This is a genomic window from Acetobacter tropicalis, from assembly GCF_030644465.1.
GTDB lineage: Bacteria > Pseudomonadota > Alphaproteobacteria > Acetobacterales > Acetobacteraceae > Acetobacter > Acetobacter tropicalis.
This window is the reverse complement of sequence record NZ_JAUYUW010000001.1, coordinates 785,499-803,138: the sequence shown is the minus strand read 5'-3', so window position 1 is coordinate 803,138 and position 17,640 is coordinate 785,499. Positions and strand designations below refer to the sequence as shown.

Sequence of the window (17,640 nt, the reverse complement as noted above, 5' to 3'; positions counted from 1 at the left end):
GGTTCGATCAGGCAGTCTCCCGCTCTTCTGGCGGCGGGTTGTCCGGGTCAAGCGTGTGCCATGTGCCCTGACTGAGAATTTCGGCAGGGTGGTAGCGGGATTTGTAGGACATCTTCCGGCTTTTCTGCACCCAGTAGCCCAGATACAGATAAGGGAGTCCCAGCCGTTCCGTTTCACGGATCAGGGCCAGAATGGCGAAGCTCCCCAGGGAGCGGTGGGGGGCCGCGGGTTCATAAAAACTGTAAACGGCTGAAAGACCATCTTCCAGTTGGTCGACAAGGCTGACCGCCAGAAGCTGGTGGGTGGTATCCCGGAATTCCACCACCATGGTTTGTACCGTCGTGTCCTCAATCATGCCGCGATATTCTTCGGCATTCATGTCGGCCATGTCGCCTTCTGCGTGGCGGGCACTCTGGTAACGGGTAAACAGATCATACTGTTCTTCTGTGGCCTTGGGGGCGGTGCAGGTGGCGGTCAGGTCAGCATTGCGGCGCAGGGTGCGTTTTTGCGTGCGGTCTGGCGTAAAGCGCGCAACGGGCAGGCGGATGGGAATACAGGCGGCGCAGGTGGCGCATACGGGGGCATAGGCCAGTGTGTGGCTGCGCCTGAACCCCACGCGGGAGAGGCGGCTGTGCAGGGCATCTGCCGCAGGCACATTCAGATCAGCAATAACCTTCCGCTCCATCTGCCCCGGCAGATAGGGGCACGGCTGCGGTGCTGTGGTGTAGAAAAACTGCGGATGTCGCAGCGAGGAAACCATATCATCCTGTCCGGCAAAGATTGGAGCGGGCTGGGGCGCCGCCTAACAGCCTGCCGGACAAGTGTAACAGCATGCTGGCCCGACGCGCACTCTGTTTCAACACCAACAGAGTGCGCAGGGTTTAACCTTGACGTGAAATAAAAACGGATCAGACGCCGTAGGTCTGTTTGATCCGTTCAGCGGCTTCAACTGCAAAGTAGGTCAGAATGCCGTTGGCGCCAGCGCGGCGGAAGGCCAGAAGGCTTTCCATCACGGCGCGTTCATGGTCCAGCCAGCCATTACGGATGGCGGCCATCAGCATCGCATACTCACCAGACACCTGATAGGCATAGGTGGGCACGGCAAATGTGTCCCGCACGCGGCGGATGATGTCCAGATACGGCATGCCGGGTTTGACCATGACCATATCCGCGCCTTCAGCAATATCCATCTCCACTTCGCGGAGGGCTTCATCGCTATTGGCGGGGTCCATCTGGTAGGTTTTCTTGTCACCCTTCAGCATACCGCCAGAACCCAACGCATCACGGAACGGGCCGTAGAAGGCACTGGCGTATTTGGCGGCATAGGACATGATACGGGTGTTCAGCAGCCCGGCTTCATCCAGCGCCACGCGCATGGTGCCAATGCGGCCATCCATCATGTCAGACGGTGCGATGATATCCACGCCCGCAGCGGCCTGATTGATGGTCTGCTGCGTCAGAATGGTGACGGATTCCTCATTCACCACATACCCATCGCGGATCACGCCATCATGGCCGTGGCTGGTGTAGGGGTCCAGCGCCACATCCCCGATCAGCCCCACATTGGGGAATTCCTTTTTCAGCAGACGGGCGGCCCGGCACATCAGGTTATCCGGGTTCAGGGCTTCCGTGCCTTCTGCATCCCGCACCTCCATGGGGGTGACGGGAAACAGCGCCACAGCAGGAATACCCAGTTTGGCGGCCGGTTCAACGTGGGCGGCCAAGCGGTCCAGCGTAACGCGATGCACGCCGGGCATGGAGGCCACTTCTGTCACGGTGTTTGTGCCTTCCGTGAAGAAGATAGGCCAGATCAGGTTGTTGATGCCCAAAGAGGTTTCTGCAACCAGCCGACGGGTGAAATCGTCAAAACGGTTGCGACGGGGGCGGGCCAGAGGGAAGCGACCGGCCTTCATGGGCGGAATCTCCTAGCGTGTCGGCGCTCTGATACGGCCGGGCAAGGAGAGTGCGACCGAATACAGGCAGGGCCAACGGGGTGAACGGCAGGGCGGAGTATGCTCTCCCTGCCGCGTTATGCAACCCCGCCCAGCGCGTATCAGGACCGTGCCAGAACGCTACGGTAACGCCCGTATCCCAGATAGATGACCATGCCGATGGCCAGCCACACCACCAGACGGATCCATGTCAGTTTATCCAGAGAAACCATGACGGCACCGCAGCTCAGAATGCCCAGAACCGGCACAATATCCCCGCCCGGCACACGGAAGGCGCGCGGGGCGTCAGGGGATTTGCGCCGCAGAACCATCACGCCCGCACACACCAGCACAAAGGCCAGCAGGGTGCCGATGGACGTCATGTGCCCCAGTTCCGAGATAGGCAGAAAGGCGCTGAGCAGGCAGGTGAGCACCATGAAGAACAGGTTGGAGAGCCAGGGGGTCTGATACCGTGGGTGGGTTTTGCTGAACATGGGCGGCAGAAGCCCATCACGGGACATGGCGAAGAACACGCGGCTCTGACCCAGAAGCATGCCCAGCAGCACGGAGGTAAACCCGCAGATAATGCCGATTTTTACCGCCAGTTGCAGCCACTGGTAGGGCGTGCGGTTGATGGCGGTGGCCACGGGGGCGGCATCACCCAGCATGTCCTTGTAGTTCACCAGCCCGGTCATGACGAAGGAGAACGCAATATACGCCAGAGAGCACACCAGCAGGCTGCCCAGAATGCCGATTGGCATGTCCCGAGCCGGGTTTTTGGTTTCCTGCGCCGTGGTGGAGACGGCATCAAACCCCACATAGGCAAAGAAGATGGTGCCTGCGGCCCGCATGATGCCAGACCAACCATAATGGCCGAATGTGCCATCATTGGGTGGAATGAACGGGTGGTAGTTAGAGGGGTTGATGTAGGAAATGCCAAACCCGATAAAGGCGGCAATCACCAGCAGCTTGATGGTGACAATAACGGCGTTGACCTGCGCGGACTGTGAAATACCGCGAATAAGGATCCAGGACACCAGACAGATGATAAAGGTGGCCGGAAGGTTCATCAGCCCTGTTACGGTGGAGCCATCAGCCAGTTGAATCGTTTCAAAGGGAGAAGCTGTCAGCCGGGGTGGTAGTACCAGCCCCCACGACTCCAGCAGGGAGACAACGTAGCGTGACCAGCTTACCGCCACAGTGGCAGCCCCCACCGCGTATTCCAGCACAAGATCCCACCCGATGATCCACGCCATCAGTTCGCCCAGCGTAACGTAAGCATAGGTATAGGCGCTGCCGGCAATGGGGATCATGCTGGCCAGTTCACTGTAGCACAGGCCTGCGAATCCGCATGCGATAGCGGCGATCAGAAAGGAAATGACAACGGCCGGGCCTGCATTTTCAGATGCCGCAATACCCGTGAGGGAAAACAGACCTGCCCCGATGGTGGCGCCCACACCCAGCGCAACCAGACTGCCGGGGCCCAGAACCCTTTTAAGGCCTTGTGTGGATTCCAGCTTGTTCAGGGGCATACAGCGGGTAAAAGCCGAGGCTGCGGAAGAAGCAGGCCTTTGCGTCATTAAATTTTTCTCCTGTCAGAACCACGGCAAAAACGGTAAGAGAGCGCCGGGGTAGCCTTCTTTGCCCTATAGAGAGGCTAGTGTGCACATCTTAGCAAGATGTGTTTTGAACGTAATGAACTGGCACGGTGTCCATCCTGGCGGCGGCCGTGCCGGACGAAGTGATGAAATTCAAGGGAGCTCCTGATGAGCCAGACGGATCTGGATCGTTTTTTTCATGCACCGGTTACAGAAATTGATCCGGATGTTGCGGCCGCTCTGGCCAGTGAGCTGAAACGCCAGCAGGACGGCATTGAGCTGATTGCCAGCGAGAACATGGTGTCTGAAGCCGTGTTACAGGCTCAGGGCAGTGTGCTGACCAACAAATATGCGGAAGGTTATCCCGGCCGACGTTATTACGGTGGCTGTTCTGAAGTGGACAAGGTTGAGGTGCTGGCCATTGAGCGCGCCAAGACCCTGTTTGGCGCAGGATTTGCCAACGTGCAGCCGCATTCTGGTGCGAACGCCAACCAGGCTGCCTTCATGGCGCTGGCCAAACCGGGCGATACCGTTGTTGGTATGAGCCTGGCTGCTGGTGGCCATCTGACCCACGGTGCGGCCCCCAACTATTCCGGCAAATGGTTCAATGCCGTGCAGTATGGTGTGCGCCGTCAGGATGGTCTGCTGGACTATGACGAAATGGAACAGCTGGTTCGGGAAAGCAAACCGACCCTGATTGTTGCTGGTGGGTCTGCTTACCCGCGCATTATTGATTTTGCCCGCTTCCGCCGCATTGCCGATGAAGTTGGCGCGGCGCTGATGGTGGACATGGCGCATTTCGCTGGTCTGGTCGCTGCCGGTCTGTATCCCAACCCGATTGAGTATGCGGATGTCGTGACATCCACCACGCACAAAACTTTGCGTGGCCCGCGTGGCGGCCTGATCCTGACCAATAACGAGGCGCTGGCCAAGAAGATCAACTCTGCCGTGTTCCCTGGCTTGCAGGGTGGCCCGCTGATGCACGTGATTGCGGGCAAGGCCGTGGCGTTTGGGGAAGCCCTGCGTCCGGAATTCAAGGAATACCAGAAAGCTGTTCAGAAGAACGCGAACGTGCTGGCTGAAGTGCTGGTGGAACGCGGGTTTGACATCGTGACCGGCGGCACGGATTCCCACCTGCTTCTGGTTGACCTGCGCCCCAAGAAAGTGACCGGCAAGGCCGCCGAGCAAGCTCTGGAACGCGCGGGCATTACCGCCAACAAGAACGCCATTCCGTTTGATCCGGAAAAACCCGCCATTACTTCTGGCGTGCGTCTGGGCAGCCCTGCTGCTACGGCCCGCGGTTTCCGTGAAGCCGAGTTCCGTGAAGTGGGCGAAATGATTGACGAAGTGCTGACGGCCCTTGCCGATTCTGGCGGAGAAGGCAACACGGAAGTGGAAAACGCCGTGCATGAACGCGTCAAAGCCCTGTGCGCCCGTTTCCCGATCTATTCCAAATAAGACGGTCTTCGTTCTACGAAACGGCAAGAAGGGGCAGGCTGCGGTCTGCCCCTTTTTTGTTCTGGGCGGGGAAAGCACTCGCTCCGGTGCCTTGTCTGGCACACCTGAGCAGGAGTGGGATCGGGTGGGGCCAGCCCTCATCGCCCTGAGGCCGCAAACGTGAGTGCAGCTTCATGGGCCTGCCAACAGGACCCTCTTCGTGCGTTATCCGTGTGGGGCGAAGACTATAGAGGCGAGTATAGTATATTGTAGAAACAGTATTTGTATCATTTCGTTTCATTGAGATAAAATATCCAGATTATAACCGTTCCGGAATAACTATTTGTAACATCTATAGTATAACTGTTTTATTTGTTGATTTGCTGAAAAGCGTTTTTTTGCTGTTTGTTGCACGCATGTTACAGTGCGGAGCGACGCAATGAGCGCGATATTCCTCTCTTTTTCAGAGAGCATCTTTACCACTCATCATCCTGACAGATCTGGTCGTCAGCGGCAATGTTGCGGAATTGGCCTGACAGTTCTGCTGATGCCTGTGGCCTGCATCATGGCCCATGCCGCACCGGCTTCCTCTTCTACGCGCCAGTCTGGCTCCAGAACAGAAAATCTCAGGTCTTCCGCTCCCAAGACGGATATGTCTGTACCCAACACCAGCCAGATGAAGCCCGTGGGGAAAGAGTATTTCATAACAGCCCCTGCGTTTTCCTTGCAGCCGGAGCCCCCTGCCGGGTTGAACCGTTTTGGCGCAGTGACTTTCGAGCAGAGTAACCGCAGCTTCATGCCATTGGAGACAGGCCGGACAGTGACCGCCGCCTATCCCGTGAAAGGTGTGCCGGGAATGGATCTGACCGTCAGCATGTTTGCCGGGCATCGGGAAACCAATACAGGCAGCGATGTGGGAACTGCGGCCGTCATTGCCGGGATGCGGTTCAAATGGTGAACAGAAAAATGCCAGTTCTCCACATGAAAGTGTCCCTATCATGACGGCGGAACGCCCCAAGACCATCTCGGCCCAGACTGTCTATGAAGGTGCCGCTCCGGATACGGCGCTTCCGGTCCTTGTGCGGCTTAATGCTTATACGCGTTTGGTTGCACTTCAGACCGGCATCCGTATTCTTTACTGGGATGCTCGCACCGAGCATGATTTCAGTTACTCGGTCAGGCATGATGATGATCTGATCTATTTTGGAGCCTACACGGGCGGCAAAGCCCATCTTGAGGCCCGCTGCCGTGATGGTCTGACACATTATGAAACGGATGGCGGTCTGCATGATGCGTACATCGCCTATCGTCCGGGGTGTCGGATTGATTTTACCAAAACAGCAGGGATGGGCGCTGGTGTGACCATTGCCCTCAGCCCTTCGGTTCTGGCTGACCTGTCTGCGGAAGATGCAGCGTGCCTCGATCAAAAACTACGGTCAGGGCACTATTTTAATCAGATCAGGGGCGGGCGGCAACTTCTTGCTTTTGCAAACGGATTGCGTGCTGTCGGCAGCACAGGCAGCACAGGCAGCACAGGCAGCACAGGCAGCACAGGCAGCACAGGCGAAGGCGAGCGACCGGGCAGCCAGTTGCAGATGCTGGGGCAGAGTTTGTCTTTTATGGGGCTGCTGCTGGAACAAATGTTTCAGGGGGAAGCGTCTGATACCTCCTTATCCAGGCAGGAGATACGCAGGCTGAATAATATTCGTGACATGCTGCTGGCGGATCTTGCCGCACCGCCTCGTCTGGATAAACTCGCCCGACAGGCGGGGATGAGCGTGTCCCGCCTGCAACGGTCCTTCCGCATGCTTTTTGGAACCAGTGTGTACGCCTTTTTTCAGAAGGAACGCATGCAGGAGGCGCATCGGCTGCTTCTGAATGATGAGGAGTCCATCCTTGGGATTGCGCTCCGCATGGGATACTCAAACCCCGGTCATTTTACAGCCGCTTTCCGTAAACAGTTCGGGTTCAACCCCTCAGACCTTCGGCAATCATCGGGCCTCAGGCGATAACCATAGCGCCACCCGTGTTCAAACCCGGCTCACGCCAGAACGTCTGGTGCGCCATGCGCTCGACAACATGAGGCGGCAGGATCAGCCGTTTCTGGGTGGGCTCCACACGCGGGTGGACGCTATGCAGGCCCGGTGTGTTGAGGGCAGCGTCAAATGTTGTGGTGTCCGCTGGGGCAATATGCCGGAAATCATAGGAAAAGGGCGGCAGCCCGAGCAGACGTTCCAAATGGTTCATGACACCGCTGGGAGAGGCCACAAGCCGGTCATACTCCACAACAATGACGTGGTGGGCGTAGGGGCCGAAAAATACCTCGTTCAGCAACCGCCATGCGTAGCCAAAGGCGCCCTCGCGTGAGGCCAGATAGTCAATACGGTCATGCTGGGTGGCGCGGTGGGCCATGGGTACAAGTTTAGAACCCAGTAGAGGATCACGGGTGATCAGATGCTCGAACGAGTTGAGAATCCACACAGGGTCTCGCACACAACAAATGATTTTTGCTTGCGGGTAAAGGGTTGTCAGAAGCCCTGCATGAGCACTCCAGTCCCGATTGATATCGATCAGGAATGGGTTTTTGGCTTCTGGGTCAAGATAGGTTTGCAACACGCCGCGCATGATGTTCTGCCATTGGTCTTGAGTAAACGCGGGCTGATATTCTCCCTCACTCATAAGAGACATCATGCGGATGAGCATGGGGGCGACAGGCGTGTTGTGGGCTGCGGTTTTTACATAAGGGTTCTGCCGCAGAAGTGCCGCAAGCAGGGTTGACCCGGACCGGGGCAATCCGGAGATGACATGAACGGAAGGAAGGGCGTTTGACATGCCCGTGACGTCACCCCAAAACCGTCACGTCGTCTTCCCGAAAAAAGGATTTCAGTACCCCAATCCGTTTTTTGACACTGCGCAAAGAGGCGGCTTCCGGGCCAGATTCCGGGTGATGACGTGGCGTCACCGTGCCGTAAGGGAGTGTCCCGAGAGAAAATTCCTACTGCTCGACACATTTAATAATTGGGCCACAGGCCGGGGGTGGCGAATTCCAGAAGGTGGCCGTCGGGGTCTTCAAAATACAGGCTTCGGCCGCCTGCGGGCCATGTCATTTCGCCCCGGAAGGGAACGCCTTCGGTTTGCAGATGGCGCAGCCATGGTTGGTAGCTTTCTGCAGGAATGGCGAAGGCCATGTGCAGGGGGCCTGAACCATCATGCCCCGGCACAACGCCATGGCTGTTGGGTCTGTCGGCTTTTGATGCACCGCGTTTGAAGAGAAGCAGCACCCCCTGACGCCCAGCATCAAACACACTCAATACCTCGCCGCGCTGCATGCAGGGCAGATGGAGCACCTGTTCGTAAAACAGAACAGCGCGGGCCATGTCATCCACATAAAGCGACGTTTCAAGGAGGCCGGTAATTGTCAGGGCGGTATAGGGGGCTGTCATTTGTCCGTCCTTGCTGCGCGTGTTGGGTGTGCGATCTGGCTATATGATGCAAAAAAGGACGCGGTGCCTTGGTCTGTTATCGGCGGAGCCTGAGAGCTTATAGCGGCGTATGTCTGCCCTTTTCCGGTTGTAACGCACGTTAGCCCACCGCGTTTGGAGACCGCCTGTTTTTAAGACACGGGCTTGATGAATGCTTTTGTGGCGAGCCCGCGTTGGATACTGCATTCCTGCGCCAGAAAATCCAGCAGGGCGCGCACGGCTGGCACCAGACCACGACGGGAAGGAAAAACGGCGTGCACAATGCCCGCCCGTGGGCTCCAGCCGGGGAGCACGTGCACCAGCCGCCCGGCTTCAATATCCTGCCAGATCATCATGGTGGGCAGTTGCACGATGCCAATACCGGCGAGCGCGGCTTCACGCAGCACGGCCATATCATCCGTTACCAGTCGCGGGTCATGAAAAATGGTGGCGGTCTGCCCGTCCTGATTTTCCAGCAGCCAGGAATGGGCTCCGGGCGTGGTATGCAAATCCAGACTGGGGAGTGCCGTCAGATCTGCCGGGCAGGCAAGGGGCTGTGGCACCAGAGCTGGGGCGGCAATCAGGCATTGGGTGCTGGTATCAAGCGTGCGCATGACCAGATCGGAGGAGGGGAGAGGCGGAAACCGGACGCGTATGGCGAGATCCAGCCCTTCCTTCAGAACATCCACCCGCCGGTTGGTGCTGTCCAGTTGCAGGGTGACGGCGGGGTGGCGCTGCATGAAGCGCGCCAGTAGTGCTCCGAACTGAAAATTAAGCAGAGCTACCGGGCAACTCAGGCGAACCACCCCGCATGGTTCTGTCTGCAACTGAGCTACCGAGCGTTCGGCCGTGTCGGCTTCTGCCAGCATGGCCACACAATGTTCGTAAAAGCGGTGGCCTGTTTCCGTGACACTGAAGTGACGGGAAGACCGCTGGATCAGACGTGCATGCAGCCGATCTTCCAGCAGGCGGATGCGACGGCTGAGAAGGGATTTCTGGAGGCCGGTTGCACGGGCGGCGGCGGAAAATCCGCCATGTTTCACCACCTGCACAAAATACTCGAAGTCGTTAAGGTCTCTCATCGTTCCTTCCGTAGAACGCACCGTTCGATCTGATAGTCTTCATGAGACAATCAGAAAAGCCCATGTTCATCTTCAACGGAAGAGGCATTGGGCCGTTCTTTCTCTCATCAACAGGACAAACCACCATGCAGAAGAAAATTCTTGGTCGTTATGGAAATGATCGTGGCCATTGGGTGGGAGATGGGTTTCCAGTGCGGTCCCTGTTTTCCTACAGTAATTTTGGTGAGCACCTCAGCCCGTTTCTGCTGCTGGATTACGCAGGCCCGCATGACTTCAGCCCCACGGACAAACGCCGTGGCGTAGGAGAGCATCCCCACAAAGGCTTTGAAACCGTCACCATTGTTTATGATGGCGAGGTCGAACACCGGGACTCCTCCGGCGCTGGCGGCGTGATCGGGCCGGGGGATGTGCAGTGGATGACAGCGGGGAACGGTATCCAGCATCAGGAATATCATTCTCCGGCCTATGCCAGAACAGGCGGTCCGTTCCGGATGGTGCAGCTATGGGTCAATCTGCCTGCAAAGGATAAAGGAGCGCCTGCTAGCTATCAAACCCTGCATGCAGCGGATATTCCAACCGTGCCGCTGGCCAATGGCGCGGGAAGCCTGAGGGTGATTGCCGGTGACTATAACGGTGCGCACGGTCCAGCACGGGTATTTTCGCCATTGAACGTGTGGGATGCCAGGTTGCCGGAAGGCGCTCAGGCCACGCTTGATCTGCCGGAAGGGCACAATAGCGCCATTGTCTCTCTGGAAGGACGGCTGATTATCAATGGCACGGAGGAAGTGGGGAATGCGCAGTTCGTCCTGCTGGGGCGTGAGGGCGCAAGCGTGACGGTGCAGGCCGCAGTGCCTTCCAGCTTTCTGGTGCTGACAGGCCAGCCATTGAACGAACCGATTGCCGGTTATGGCCCATTTGTCATGAACACGCAGGACGAAATCCAGCAGGCGATTGAAGATTTCAGAGCCGGGCGGTTCGGCGGTATCCCGGCCTGATGGAGGCACGGTGTAGGACCAATAGTGGAGAGGCTGGTGTAGCAGGGAGGAAAGGGGATCAGCGTCTTTTCTTCCTGCTGCCTGACGATGCAAGCCTCACACCATCCTGCATGCAGAGAAAAGCGTAAAAAATAAAAACGTGCTGCATCCTTCAAGGAAAATTCTGTCTGGAAGCATGCCTCTTCTGGAATACTCAAACAGGTAAAGGACACACAGGACCATGACACAAGAGACACCATTTCGGTTCGTCACGCTTCTGGGCAGCCTGCGTAAGGCGTCTTTCAACGGTATTGTGGCGCGTACGCTCCCTGACCTTGCGCCGGAGGGCGTGACCATCACGCCGCTTGGGAGCATTAGTGCATTCCCACATTATAATCAGGATGTGCAGGACACGGATTTTCCGGCTGAGGTTCTGGCCATGGCTGATCAGATACGTGCTGCGGATGGCGTTATTATTGTCACGCCTGAATATAATTACTCCGTGCCGGGTGTGCTCAAGAATGCGCTGGACTGGCTTTCCCGCGTAACGCCGCAGCCGTTTGCAGGCAAACCGCTGGCAATTCAGACTGTCTCCCCCGGTGCCATAGGGGGTGCGCGGGCGCAGTATCATCTGCGGCAAAGTCTGGTGTTTCTGGATGCCTTTGTTCTTAATCGCCCGGAAGTGATGATAGGGCAGGCCACAGGCAAGTTTGATACCGAGCGGCTGGAACTCACGGATCAGAAAACCCGGGACTTTCTGGTGCGGCAGATCATGGCGCTGGCGGAACTGGCCCGGACAGTGAAAACACAGCCCAGATCTGACTGATATAGTCTGTAAGAATATTTTTTTCGTAAAAAGCTGAGGAAAGGAGATTAAAAAAGAGCGGCGCTACGCCTCATGCTGTCAGCAGGTTACCCCAGTGAGTGTGATGAGAGACAATGCATTCATACTCAAATAGATAAAAATGTATGTCGTTCATACAGCTTCCCCAAGTCTGGCCAGCCTTACAGCAGTGTGTCCACGCATGGGGCGTAGGTTGGGCAGCACCAGAACGCAGTTGCCATAAGGGGTTCTGATTTCATCTGGGCCATCAAATGCCACAAGGCTTCCGGCTTTTTTGACAACATCTCCGTTGCGGAAGGCGCGGGTGAAAACAAAGCGGCTGCTATGGGCCTGCACGGTGTGGGTTACAACCGCGCATCGCGGTGGGGCTGGGGGTGTTGCGCACAGTGTTCGGGGCGGCAGCAGGCCCATCTGTTCCAAAAAAAGCTGGGCGGTTATACGGGCCGTGGTAACGCTTTCGGGCAGCCAGTGCTGGCCAGCTTCCAGCAGGCACGCGGTTGCTGCCGTGCGGTTGGAGGCAAAGCGTTCATAATCAATCAAGCGTGGCCCTTCCTCGTGCCCGCCATCCTGTACCACCAGCGGCGGTTTTGGCTGGGCGGCGGAAAGGGTGCAGGCCAGAGCATGGCTTTTTTCCGTCAGGCCACAGAGATAGGCGGGCGGAGAGGGCCAGAGCATGGAGTGCAGGTCCAGCAGGGCATCCACGGTTTCCATAATGGGAAAAACCTGCCGCACACGCTCCATTTCCACGGAGGAATGGTTGGAGCGGACAAGATCAGCGCACCACAGGCGGTTCATGTCCTCTTCCACAAAACGGGAGAGGGTGGGTTTTTGCGGGTCGAACCGGGAAAAAGCCTCCAGATTCAGGAAAATCAGACTCAGCCGCCCGCGTTGGGGGCGAATGGCGCGGGTAAGCAGATCAGCCAGCGCACAGGCACCGCTATACTCATTGCCGTGCATCAGGGCCGTGAGGGCCACATGCGGGCCGGGTTGACCTGCTTCAAAATGATGCACGCCGGGAATGCCGCAATTACCCGCTTCCCATGGAGAAAGATCGGGTGGGGGCACGGCAATTCTGAAGTGGGGTAACTGTGTCTGGGGGGGCGGTAAGGTTTCAGAAAGCGTGCGAACACGAATAAGGCCCCGCTCCGGGTTATGGCGGCGGGACGCGCAACTCATGATATGGCGGGCTCTGGTGGCGTAACCGCGCCAGCGGCAGCAGCGGGCAGCCTCTTTTGCGGCATGACTGCCAAGGCATGTGCCCACACCCATAAAGGGGCAGTAAAGGGGGCGATGCAGACAGGGCAGTTGCAATCAGTCACCATGGGCTGGGCAGTATTGTCTGGCTTGCGTGTTGGTGCAATCCCTCTCCCTTCTGGGGGTAGGCGCTTTAATACGTTTCTGACACAATAAGCGCGTGACGTCCGACCTGTCCCTTTTTCATCGCCTGTGGCGCCTGTTGCCGGTGGAACGCCGCCGCCGGGCGCTGGCCCGCATAACGGCAGCACTGGCCCCTAAAGCCACATGGCCCGCGCCTGTGTGTGATGGCAGGGTGGTGGTGGCGGGAGAGATCGGGCGCGGCTCGGGCCTGGGGGAAGGGGCGCGTCTTCTTTTAAGAGGGTTACAGGCCCATCATGTGCCCGTTGAGGCTGTTGAAGCGGGGCTGCTGGCACCGCGTCCAATAATGGCGAAGGTGCCATTTCTGGCGGAAAAACAGGCGGCTCTTTTATTGCACGTCAACAGCCCGCAAACGCCAGCGGCCTTGCTGCGCTTGGGCCGTAAGGCCGTGCGGGGGCGGCGCATTGTGGGTTATTGGGTGTGGGAACTGCCCAAGCTGCCGGAAGAATGGCGGGCGGGTCTGGAGTCGGTGCATGAAATCTGGACGCCCTCCCGTTTCAGTGCCCGCGCGTTGGAAGAACTGGCACCAGGACGTGTGCGGGTGGTGCCGTATCCACTGGTGGATGCACAGCCTCAGCCCTCCGCGCTAACGCGGCAGGATTTTGGTCTGCCAGAACAGGCCGTAGTGGTGCTGACATCCTTTAGTCTGGCCTCAAGCTTTGCCCGCAAGAACCCTTTGGCGGCTATTGCGGCATTTCGGCAAGCCTTTGGGGAGCGTCCGGACCGGGTGCTGGTTATGAAAGTCTCCAACGCCACGCATTATCCTGAAGATATGCGGAGATTGCAGGCGGCCACGCAGGGGGCGGCCAATATCCGGTTTGAGACGCGCACCCTGCCCATGCCGGATGTGCATGCCCTGACGCGCTGCGCCGATATTGTGCTCTCCTTGCATAGAAGTGAAGGGCTGGGGCTTGTGCCTGCGGAAGCAATGCTGCTTGAAAAGCCTGTGGTGGCGACAGACTGGTCTGCAACAGCCGAGTTTCTGGATGCCTCCTGCGGCGTGCCTGTGCCCTATACGCTTGTTCCCGCGCAGGATGAGCGTGGGGTCTATCAGGTTGCGGGCGCGCAGTGGGCGGAAGCCAATGTGGGCGCTGCGGCACAGGCCCTGCACAGGTTGGCGGAAGATGCCCCCTTGCGGCGCAGGCTGGGTATGAATGCACGGCAGACTGTGCTGAAAGCCTTTGGAGCAGCCCCTTTGCTGAACGCTGTAGCGAGGCTGGGGCACGGGAAGGGTAACGGAGAATAATGCGCGTTCTGGTCTGGCAATGGGGGCGGCGTGGTGCAGGCCCTAAAATGGCCGTGGAACTGGCGCGGGGCCTGAACGCGCTTGAAGGCTGTCAGGCCGTGCTGTCTCTTTCAGAAAAAGCGGAAATTCTGCGCGCCGATCCCTCAGTCACGAATGATCTGTCCGTGCGTACCTATACAACGCTCATGTCCCTGCTGGGGCGTGTGCTTCAGGCCCCGTGGCTGGTGCGCCAGCTAACGGCCAGAGTGCGGCGTATCAGGCCAGACCTTGCCATATGCGCCATGCCCGGCCCTCTTGATCTGCTCATGGCGCAGGCCCTGCGCCGGGCGGGGGTGCCGGTTGTGGTCATTGTGCATGATGCACAGGCACATCCGGGGGATGGTTTTCCGGGTCAGATCATGTTGCAACGTCTGCTTGTCTGGCGGGCGGAGGCTGTGGTGGCGTTGACCACCCATGTTGCGGCCTTGCTGGAGGCGCAGCGCTGCATGCGGGGGCGTAAGGCCATTGTGGCGTCTCATCCGCCCTTTGCGTTTGAAGGTGGCACGGCGCTCGCTCAGCCGCTGGCGCATGGCGGGTCAATCCGTCTGCTCGCCTTTGGCCGGTTGCTGCCCTACAAGGGGCTGGACCTGCTGGCGGATGCCTTGCAGGAAATGGGTCAGACACAGCCCGGTTATGTGTGCCGGGTTGTGGGGAAAGGGCCGGATGCGCCTTGGTTGCATCGGTTGGCGCACGTGCCGGGTGTAAGTGTTGAAAATCGCTGGGTGCCGGAGGGCGAGATCGCCAGTTTGCTGGCGTGGGCTGATGTGCTGCTTCTGCCTTACCGGGAAGCGAGCCAGAGCGGTGTTGGGGCTGCAGCTCTGGCCGCGGGGCGTTGGGTGCTGGCCACCAATGTAGGCGGTCTGGCCGAGCAGTTCCGCAGCAAGCCGCAGGCCGTGCTCTGTGCACCCACAAGTGCGGGCATAGCGCAGGCCCTGCGGCAGATGATAGCCCAGCCGCCCCCCGTGCCGGAGCCGGAGGGCAATGCGACTGTCAAGGCGGATTGGGCCTCTATGGCCGGGAAGCTGCTTTCAGACGTTTGGTGCGTGTTGCCTCACCCTGCTGGGTCTTCTGCTGCGGGACCAGTGGCGGCAAAGCCTGCTCCTCGGACAAAATCCTGAGCTTTACGGAGGCTCCAACCTCTATTTGCCGGAGTTTTTTGCGCTCTGTCAGGCTGCATAGCGTCAGGGCCGTGCCGGTTTTGCCGCCCCGGCCCGTGCGGCCGATACGGTGCAGATACGTTTCTGGCTGATCCGGCGGGTCCATGTTGATGACGGTACGGATATCCGGTACATCCAGCCCACGCGCGGCAATGTCCGTTGCCACCAGAACGGGCGTGCGGCCTGCGGCAAAGCTGGTGACGGTGGACGTACGCTGCGCCTGAGAAAGGTCTCCGTGCAAAGGGGCTGCCCCCACGCGGAGCTTTTTGAGCGCACTGGCCAGTTGATCCGCTTCCGCTTTGGTTTTGACAAATATCAGGGTGCGGCTTTTGCGGTCACGGTTGAAAAACGCCTTGAGAAATGCCAGGCGCTCGGCGGGCTCCACAAAATACGCGCCCTGCCGGATGGGCCCCCGTTTTTCGGGTGAAGGTTCAATCTGCACTTCCACCGGCTTGCGCAGAAGTTTCTGCAGGATGGGGGTCAGGGTTTTTGGCAGCGTGGCGGAGACCAGCATGGTCTGGCGCACCTGCGGCAACCCATCCACCACGGTGGCGCTTTCCTCAAAAAATTCGGGGGAGAACAGGCGGTCTCCTTCATCCAGCACCACGTGGGTGCAGGTGGCCAGATCAACCTCGCCCGTGTGGGCAAAATCCAGCAGGCGGCCGGGGGTGGCAATCAGCACACGGGGGCCATCGTGCAGCAGGTTTTCCGCCTGCGGGGCACGGTCCACCCCGCCATACAGCGTGATAATGCCGGGTGTGCCAGCTTTCTGTCGATTGTCTCTGGGGTTCAGCCCCAGACAGATGCGAAACACGCCTGCCGTTTGCAGCGCCAGTTCCCGCGTGGGCACCAGCACCAGCGCATCCTGAGGGCGGCGCGCCTTGAGCAACTGATGCAGCACCGGAAGGGCATAGGCTGCGGTTTTGCCCGTGCCCGTGGGAGCTATGGCCAGAACATCGCGCCCGGCGAGTGCCGCCGGAATGGCCTGCTGCTGGATGGGGGTAGGAGTGGCCATGCCTGCCTGCGCGGCGTGTGCGCACAAGGACGGCAGAAGGCCCATTGCCTCGAAGCTGTTGGACATGCTGATTTTATCCGCCTTGACCCGGTTCAAAAACATGCTTTGCATGGCGTGCTGCCGCTCTGGCTGCTCTGCAATACGCAGGCACCGGGCCGGACAGCGCATGAAAAGCGGGGGAGATCGCCTGATGGCTGAAGACGTATATGCTGGAAAGGCGACGGTTTCAAACACTGTCTTGCACCAGGCCGCTACCGGGGCAGCGGTGCCTGTGTCTGCCTTGGTGGTGGGAGAGGATTTTGCAGGAATGCGCTCGCAGGCGTTGGGGTTGGTGAGCCGGGCAGGCTGGCAGGGGCAGTTTCATGCCGTGCGGCCTTCGCGTATCGCGCGGCTGGCGCTGCGGGGCCCACAGTGGCTGCGCCCCCGCTTTCTGGATGATGGTGCAGGCCAGCCGCTGTCCTTTGCCGCTGATCAGGCGCGGGTTGTGGTGAGTATTGGCGGCAAAGGGGGCGCAGTGGGGGCGGCCCTGCGTGCGCCGGGGCGGCCCGTGGTGCAGATTCAGCACCCGCGCCAGCCGCTCTCCAACTTTGATCTGATTGTGGCGTGTGTGCATGATGAGATCTCAGGCCCCAATGTGCTGCTGGGCCGCACCGCCCTGCATGGGCTGACGCCGGACAGATTGGCGCAGGCACGTGAAACATGGATGCCCCGTTTTGCCCATTTACCCCGTCCGTTGATTGCCGGACTGATAGGGGGCTCCAACGGACGGTTTCAGTTTGGCGTGGGGGAAGCTGCGCGGCTGGGGGCCATACTGGTTAAGGCCGTTGCGGAGCAGAAAGGCAGCCTGATTGTCACGCCCTCCCGCCGCACAGACCCCCAGGCGCGGGAAATGCTGAGTGATCTGGTGGATTCGGTGGGCGGCACATTGTGGGATGGTGAGGGCGAAAACCCTTATGTGGGCCTTATTGCCTGCGCTGACCATCTGGTGGTGACCATAGATAGCGTGTCCATGGTGTCTGAAGCTGTGGCGGGAGAGGCTCCTGTCTCGGTTTTTCCGTTGCCTGGAAAATCACGCCGTATCACCCGTTTTGCGGAAGAACTTGAGCGTTCAGGCCGAATACGGGTGCTGCGTGAGCATTCTCCATTCAGAAAACTGGAGCCATGGGCTGTGGAACCACTGGATGATACGCCCGCGCTGGTGGCTGAGATGCACCGGCGGCTGGGGTTTTAGGGCGCGTGGTGTGCCCCTTTAGACCCAGATGGTGCCCAGCAGGATGAGTGTGCCGATAATCAGGGCAGCCACGTGGCGCATGACGTGTTCAGGCGAGTCTGGGGGGAGGGTCAGGTAATACTGGAAGCAGTAAGCCATCAGCGCGCAGCCCACCAAAGCCAGAAAGACGCGCACAAACGGAAAGGAGGAAATGTTGCGTCGCGGGTCGAACTGCATGGGGTGATCTCCTT

At 59.0% G+C, this 17,640-nt stretch carries 17 protein-coding genes; 8 read left to right on the top strand and 9 right to left on the bottom strand.

What is annotated here, in order from left to right:
* Positions 1–7: 7 nt before the first annotated feature.
* The 3 genes from QWU00_RS03545 to QWU00_RS03535 all read right to left on the bottom strand — a co-directional run bounded on the left by QWU00_RS03545 (position 8) and on the right by QWU00_RS03535 (position 3,511).
* Complete coding sequence (locus QWU00_RS03545; RefSeq protein ID WP_035380473.1) at positions 8–760, bottom strand: arginyltransferase; 753 nt, start codon at positions 758–760, stop codon at positions 8–10.
* Positions 761–908: 148 nt separating this feature from the next.
* Entirely contained in the window at positions 909–1,913 is a 1,005-nt protein-coding gene (gene hemB / locus QWU00_RS03540) for a porphobilinogen synthase (protein WP_006558734.1), read from the bottom strand.
* 140 nt (positions 1,914–2,053) lie between these two features.
* Positions 2,054–3,511: an amino acid permease gene (locus QWU00_RS03535; RefSeq protein WP_035380471.1), complete on the bottom strand. Its 1,458-nt coding sequence runs from the start codon at positions 3,509–3,511 to the stop codon at positions 2,054–2,056.
* Positions 3,512–3,697: 186 nt separating this feature from the next.
* Here QWU00_RS03535 and glyA point away from each other — a divergent pair, with 186 nt between their 5' ends.
* The 3 genes from glyA to QWU00_RS03520 all read left to right on the top strand — a co-directional run bounded on the left by glyA (position 3,698) and on the right by QWU00_RS03520 (position 6,978).
* The gene (gene glyA / locus QWU00_RS03530; RefSeq protein WP_035380469.1) at positions 3,698–4,987 is read left to right on the top strand and encodes a serine hydroxymethyltransferase; all 1,290 of its coding nucleotides are present in this window, start codon (positions 3,698–3,700) and stop codon (positions 4,985–4,987) included.
* A gap of 418 nt (positions 4,988–5,405) precedes the next feature.
* Positions 5,406–5,924, top strand: a complete 519-nt coding sequence (locus QWU00_RS03525) for a hypothetical protein (protein WP_052051375.1) — start codon at positions 5,406–5,408, stop codon at positions 5,922–5,924.
* 40 nt (positions 5,925–5,964) lie between these two features.
* A complete protein-coding gene (locus tag QWU00_RS03520) occupies positions 5,965–6,978 on the top strand; it encodes a helix-turn-helix transcriptional regulator (RefSeq protein WP_035380467.1) in 1,014 nt (337 codons plus the stop codon).
* Here QWU00_RS03520 and QWU00_RS03515 read toward each other — a convergent pair.
* The 3 genes from QWU00_RS03515 to QWU00_RS03505 all read right to left on the bottom strand — a co-directional run bounded on the left by QWU00_RS03515 (position 6,968) and on the right by QWU00_RS03505 (position 9,509).
* The gene (locus QWU00_RS03515) at positions 6,968–7,798 is read right to left on the bottom strand and encodes a sulfotransferase family protein (protein WP_035380465.1); all 831 of its coding nucleotides are present in this window, start codon (positions 7,796–7,798) and stop codon (positions 6,968–6,970) included. The two genes, QWU00_RS03520 and QWU00_RS03515, sit on opposite strands and share 11 nt — an antisense overlap.
* 179 nt (positions 7,799–7,977) lie before the next feature.
* Positions 7,978–8,409, bottom strand: a complete 432-nt coding sequence (locus QWU00_RS03510; RefSeq protein ID WP_035380463.1) for a VOC family protein — start codon at positions 8,407–8,409, stop codon at positions 7,978–7,980.
* A gap of 170 nt (positions 8,410–8,579) precedes the next feature.
* Complete coding sequence (locus QWU00_RS03505; protein ID WP_035380461.1) at positions 8,580–9,509, bottom strand: LysR substrate-binding domain-containing protein; 930 nt, start codon at positions 9,507–9,509, stop codon at positions 8,580–8,582.
* 125 nt (positions 9,510–9,634) lie between these two features.
* On the opposite strand from QWU00_RS03505, the gene QWU00_RS03500 reads away from it, so the two are divergent.
* Positions 9,635–10,504, top strand: a complete 870-nt coding sequence (locus QWU00_RS03500; RefSeq protein WP_035380532.1) for a pirin family protein — start codon at positions 9,635–9,637, stop codon at positions 10,502–10,504.
* Positions 10,505–10,724: 220 nt separating this feature from the next.
* Positions 10,725–11,309 (top strand): NADPH-dependent FMN reductase, encoded by a 585-nt coding sequence (locus QWU00_RS03495; RefSeq protein WP_035380459.1) that lies wholly within the window; start codon positions 10,725–10,727, stop codon positions 11,307–11,309.
* Positions 11,310–11,459: 150 nt separating this feature from the next.
* Here QWU00_RS03495 and QWU00_RS03490 read toward each other — a convergent pair whose 3' ends face one another.
* A complete protein-coding gene (locus tag QWU00_RS03490; protein WP_231551702.1) occupies positions 11,460–12,638 on the bottom strand; it encodes a M14 family metallopeptidase in 1,179 nt (392 codons plus the stop codon).
* Between the two features lie 103 nt (positions 12,639–12,741).
* Here QWU00_RS03490 and QWU00_RS03485 point away from each other — a divergent pair, with 103 nt between their 5' ends.
* Both QWU00_RS03485 and QWU00_RS03480 read left to right on the top strand, forming a co-directional pair.
* Positions 12,742–13,968: a glycosyltransferase family 4 protein gene (locus QWU00_RS03485; protein WP_035380457.1), complete on the top strand. Its 1,227-nt coding sequence runs from the start codon at positions 12,742–12,744 to the stop codon at positions 13,966–13,968.
* Positions 13,968–15,125, top strand: coding sequence for a glycosyltransferase (locus tag QWU00_RS03480; protein WP_081939063.1), 1,158 nt, complete (start codon positions 13,968–13,970; stop codon positions 15,123–15,125). The genes QWU00_RS03485 and QWU00_RS03480 overlap by 1 nt, the downstream gene beginning before the upstream one ends.
* Here the strand turns inward: QWU00_RS03480 and QWU00_RS03475 are convergent.
* Positions 15,016–16,290 carry a DEAD/DEAH box helicase gene (locus QWU00_RS03475; RefSeq protein WP_238706718.1) on the bottom strand — a complete coding sequence of 425 codons (1,275 nt, stop codon included), beginning with the start codon at positions 16,288–16,290 and terminating at the stop codon, positions 15,016–15,018. The two genes, QWU00_RS03480 and QWU00_RS03475, sit on opposite strands and share 110 nt — an antisense overlap.
* A 79-nt stretch (positions 16,291–16,369) precedes the next feature.
* Between QWU00_RS03475 and QWU00_RS03470 the strand changes: the two genes are divergently transcribed.
* Positions 16,370–17,410 (top strand): mitochondrial fission ELM1 family protein, encoded by a 1,041-nt coding sequence (locus QWU00_RS03470; RefSeq protein WP_052051381.1) that lies wholly within the window; start codon positions 16,370–16,372, stop codon positions 17,408–17,410.
* An 18-nt stretch (positions 17,411–17,428) separates the two neighbouring features.
* Here QWU00_RS03470 and QWU00_RS03465 read toward each other — a convergent pair whose 3' ends face one another.
* Entirely contained in the window at positions 17,429–17,626 is a 198-nt protein-coding gene (locus QWU00_RS03465) for a hypothetical protein (protein WP_035380451.1), read from the bottom strand.
* Between the last annotated feature and the right edge of the window lie 14 nt (positions 17,627–17,640).

Bases quoted from the DNA above. Each gene is read 5' to 3' on its own strand.
- QWU00_RS03545 (WP_035380473.1), bottom strand. From the start codon at position 760: ATGGTTTCCTCGCTGCGACATCCGCAGTTTTTCTACACCACAGCACCG.
- hemB (WP_006558734.1), bottom strand. From the start codon at position 1,913: ATGAAGGCCGGTCGCTTCCCTCTGGCCCGCCCCCGTCGCAACCGTTTT.
- QWU00_RS03535 (WP_035380471.1), bottom strand. From the start codon at position 3,511: ATGACGCAAAGGCCTGCTTCTTCCGCAGCCTCGGCTTTTACCCGCTGT.
- glyA (WP_035380469.1), top strand. From the start codon at position 3,698: ATGAGCCAGACGGATCTGGATCGTTTTTTTCATGCACCGGTTACAGAA.
- QWU00_RS03525 (WP_052051375.1), top strand. From the start codon at position 5,406: ATGAGCGCGATATTCCTCTCTTTTTCAGAGAGCATCTTTACCACTCAT.
- QWU00_RS03520 (WP_035380467.1), top strand. From the start codon at position 5,965: ATGACGGCGGAACGCCCCAAGACCATCTCGGCCCAGACTGTCTATGAA.
- QWU00_RS03515 (WP_035380465.1), bottom strand. From the start codon at position 7,798: ATGTCAAACGCCCTTCCTTCCGTTCATGTCATCTCCGGATTGCCCCGG.
- QWU00_RS03510 (WP_035380463.1), bottom strand. From the start codon at position 8,409: ATGACAGCCCCCTATACCGCCCTGACAATTACCGGCCTCCTTGAAACG.
- QWU00_RS03505 (WP_035380461.1), bottom strand. From the start codon at position 9,509: ATGAGAGACCTTAACGACTTCGAGTATTTTGTGCAGGTGGTGAAACAT.
- QWU00_RS03500 (WP_035380532.1), top strand. From the start codon at position 9,635: ATGCAGAAGAAAATTCTTGGTCGTTATGGAAATGATCGTGGCCATTGG.
- QWU00_RS03495 (WP_035380459.1), top strand. From the start codon at position 10,725: ATGACACAAGAGACACCATTTCGGTTCGTCACGCTTCTGGGCAGCCTG.
- QWU00_RS03480 (WP_081939063.1), top strand. From the start codon at position 13,968: ATGCGCGTTCTGGTCTGGCAATGGGGGCGGCGTGGTGCAGGCCCTAAA.
- QWU00_RS03475 (WP_238706718.1), bottom strand. From the start codon at position 16,290: ATGCAAAGCATGTTTTTGAACCGGGTCAAGGCGGATAAAATCAGCATG.
- QWU00_RS03470 (WP_052051381.1), top strand. From the start codon at position 16,370: ATGGCTGAAGACGTATATGCTGGAAAGGCGACGGTTTCAAACACTGTC.
- QWU00_RS03465 (WP_035380451.1), bottom strand. From the start codon at position 17,626: ATGCAGTTCGACCCGCGACGCAACATTTCCTCCTTTCCGTTTGTGCGC.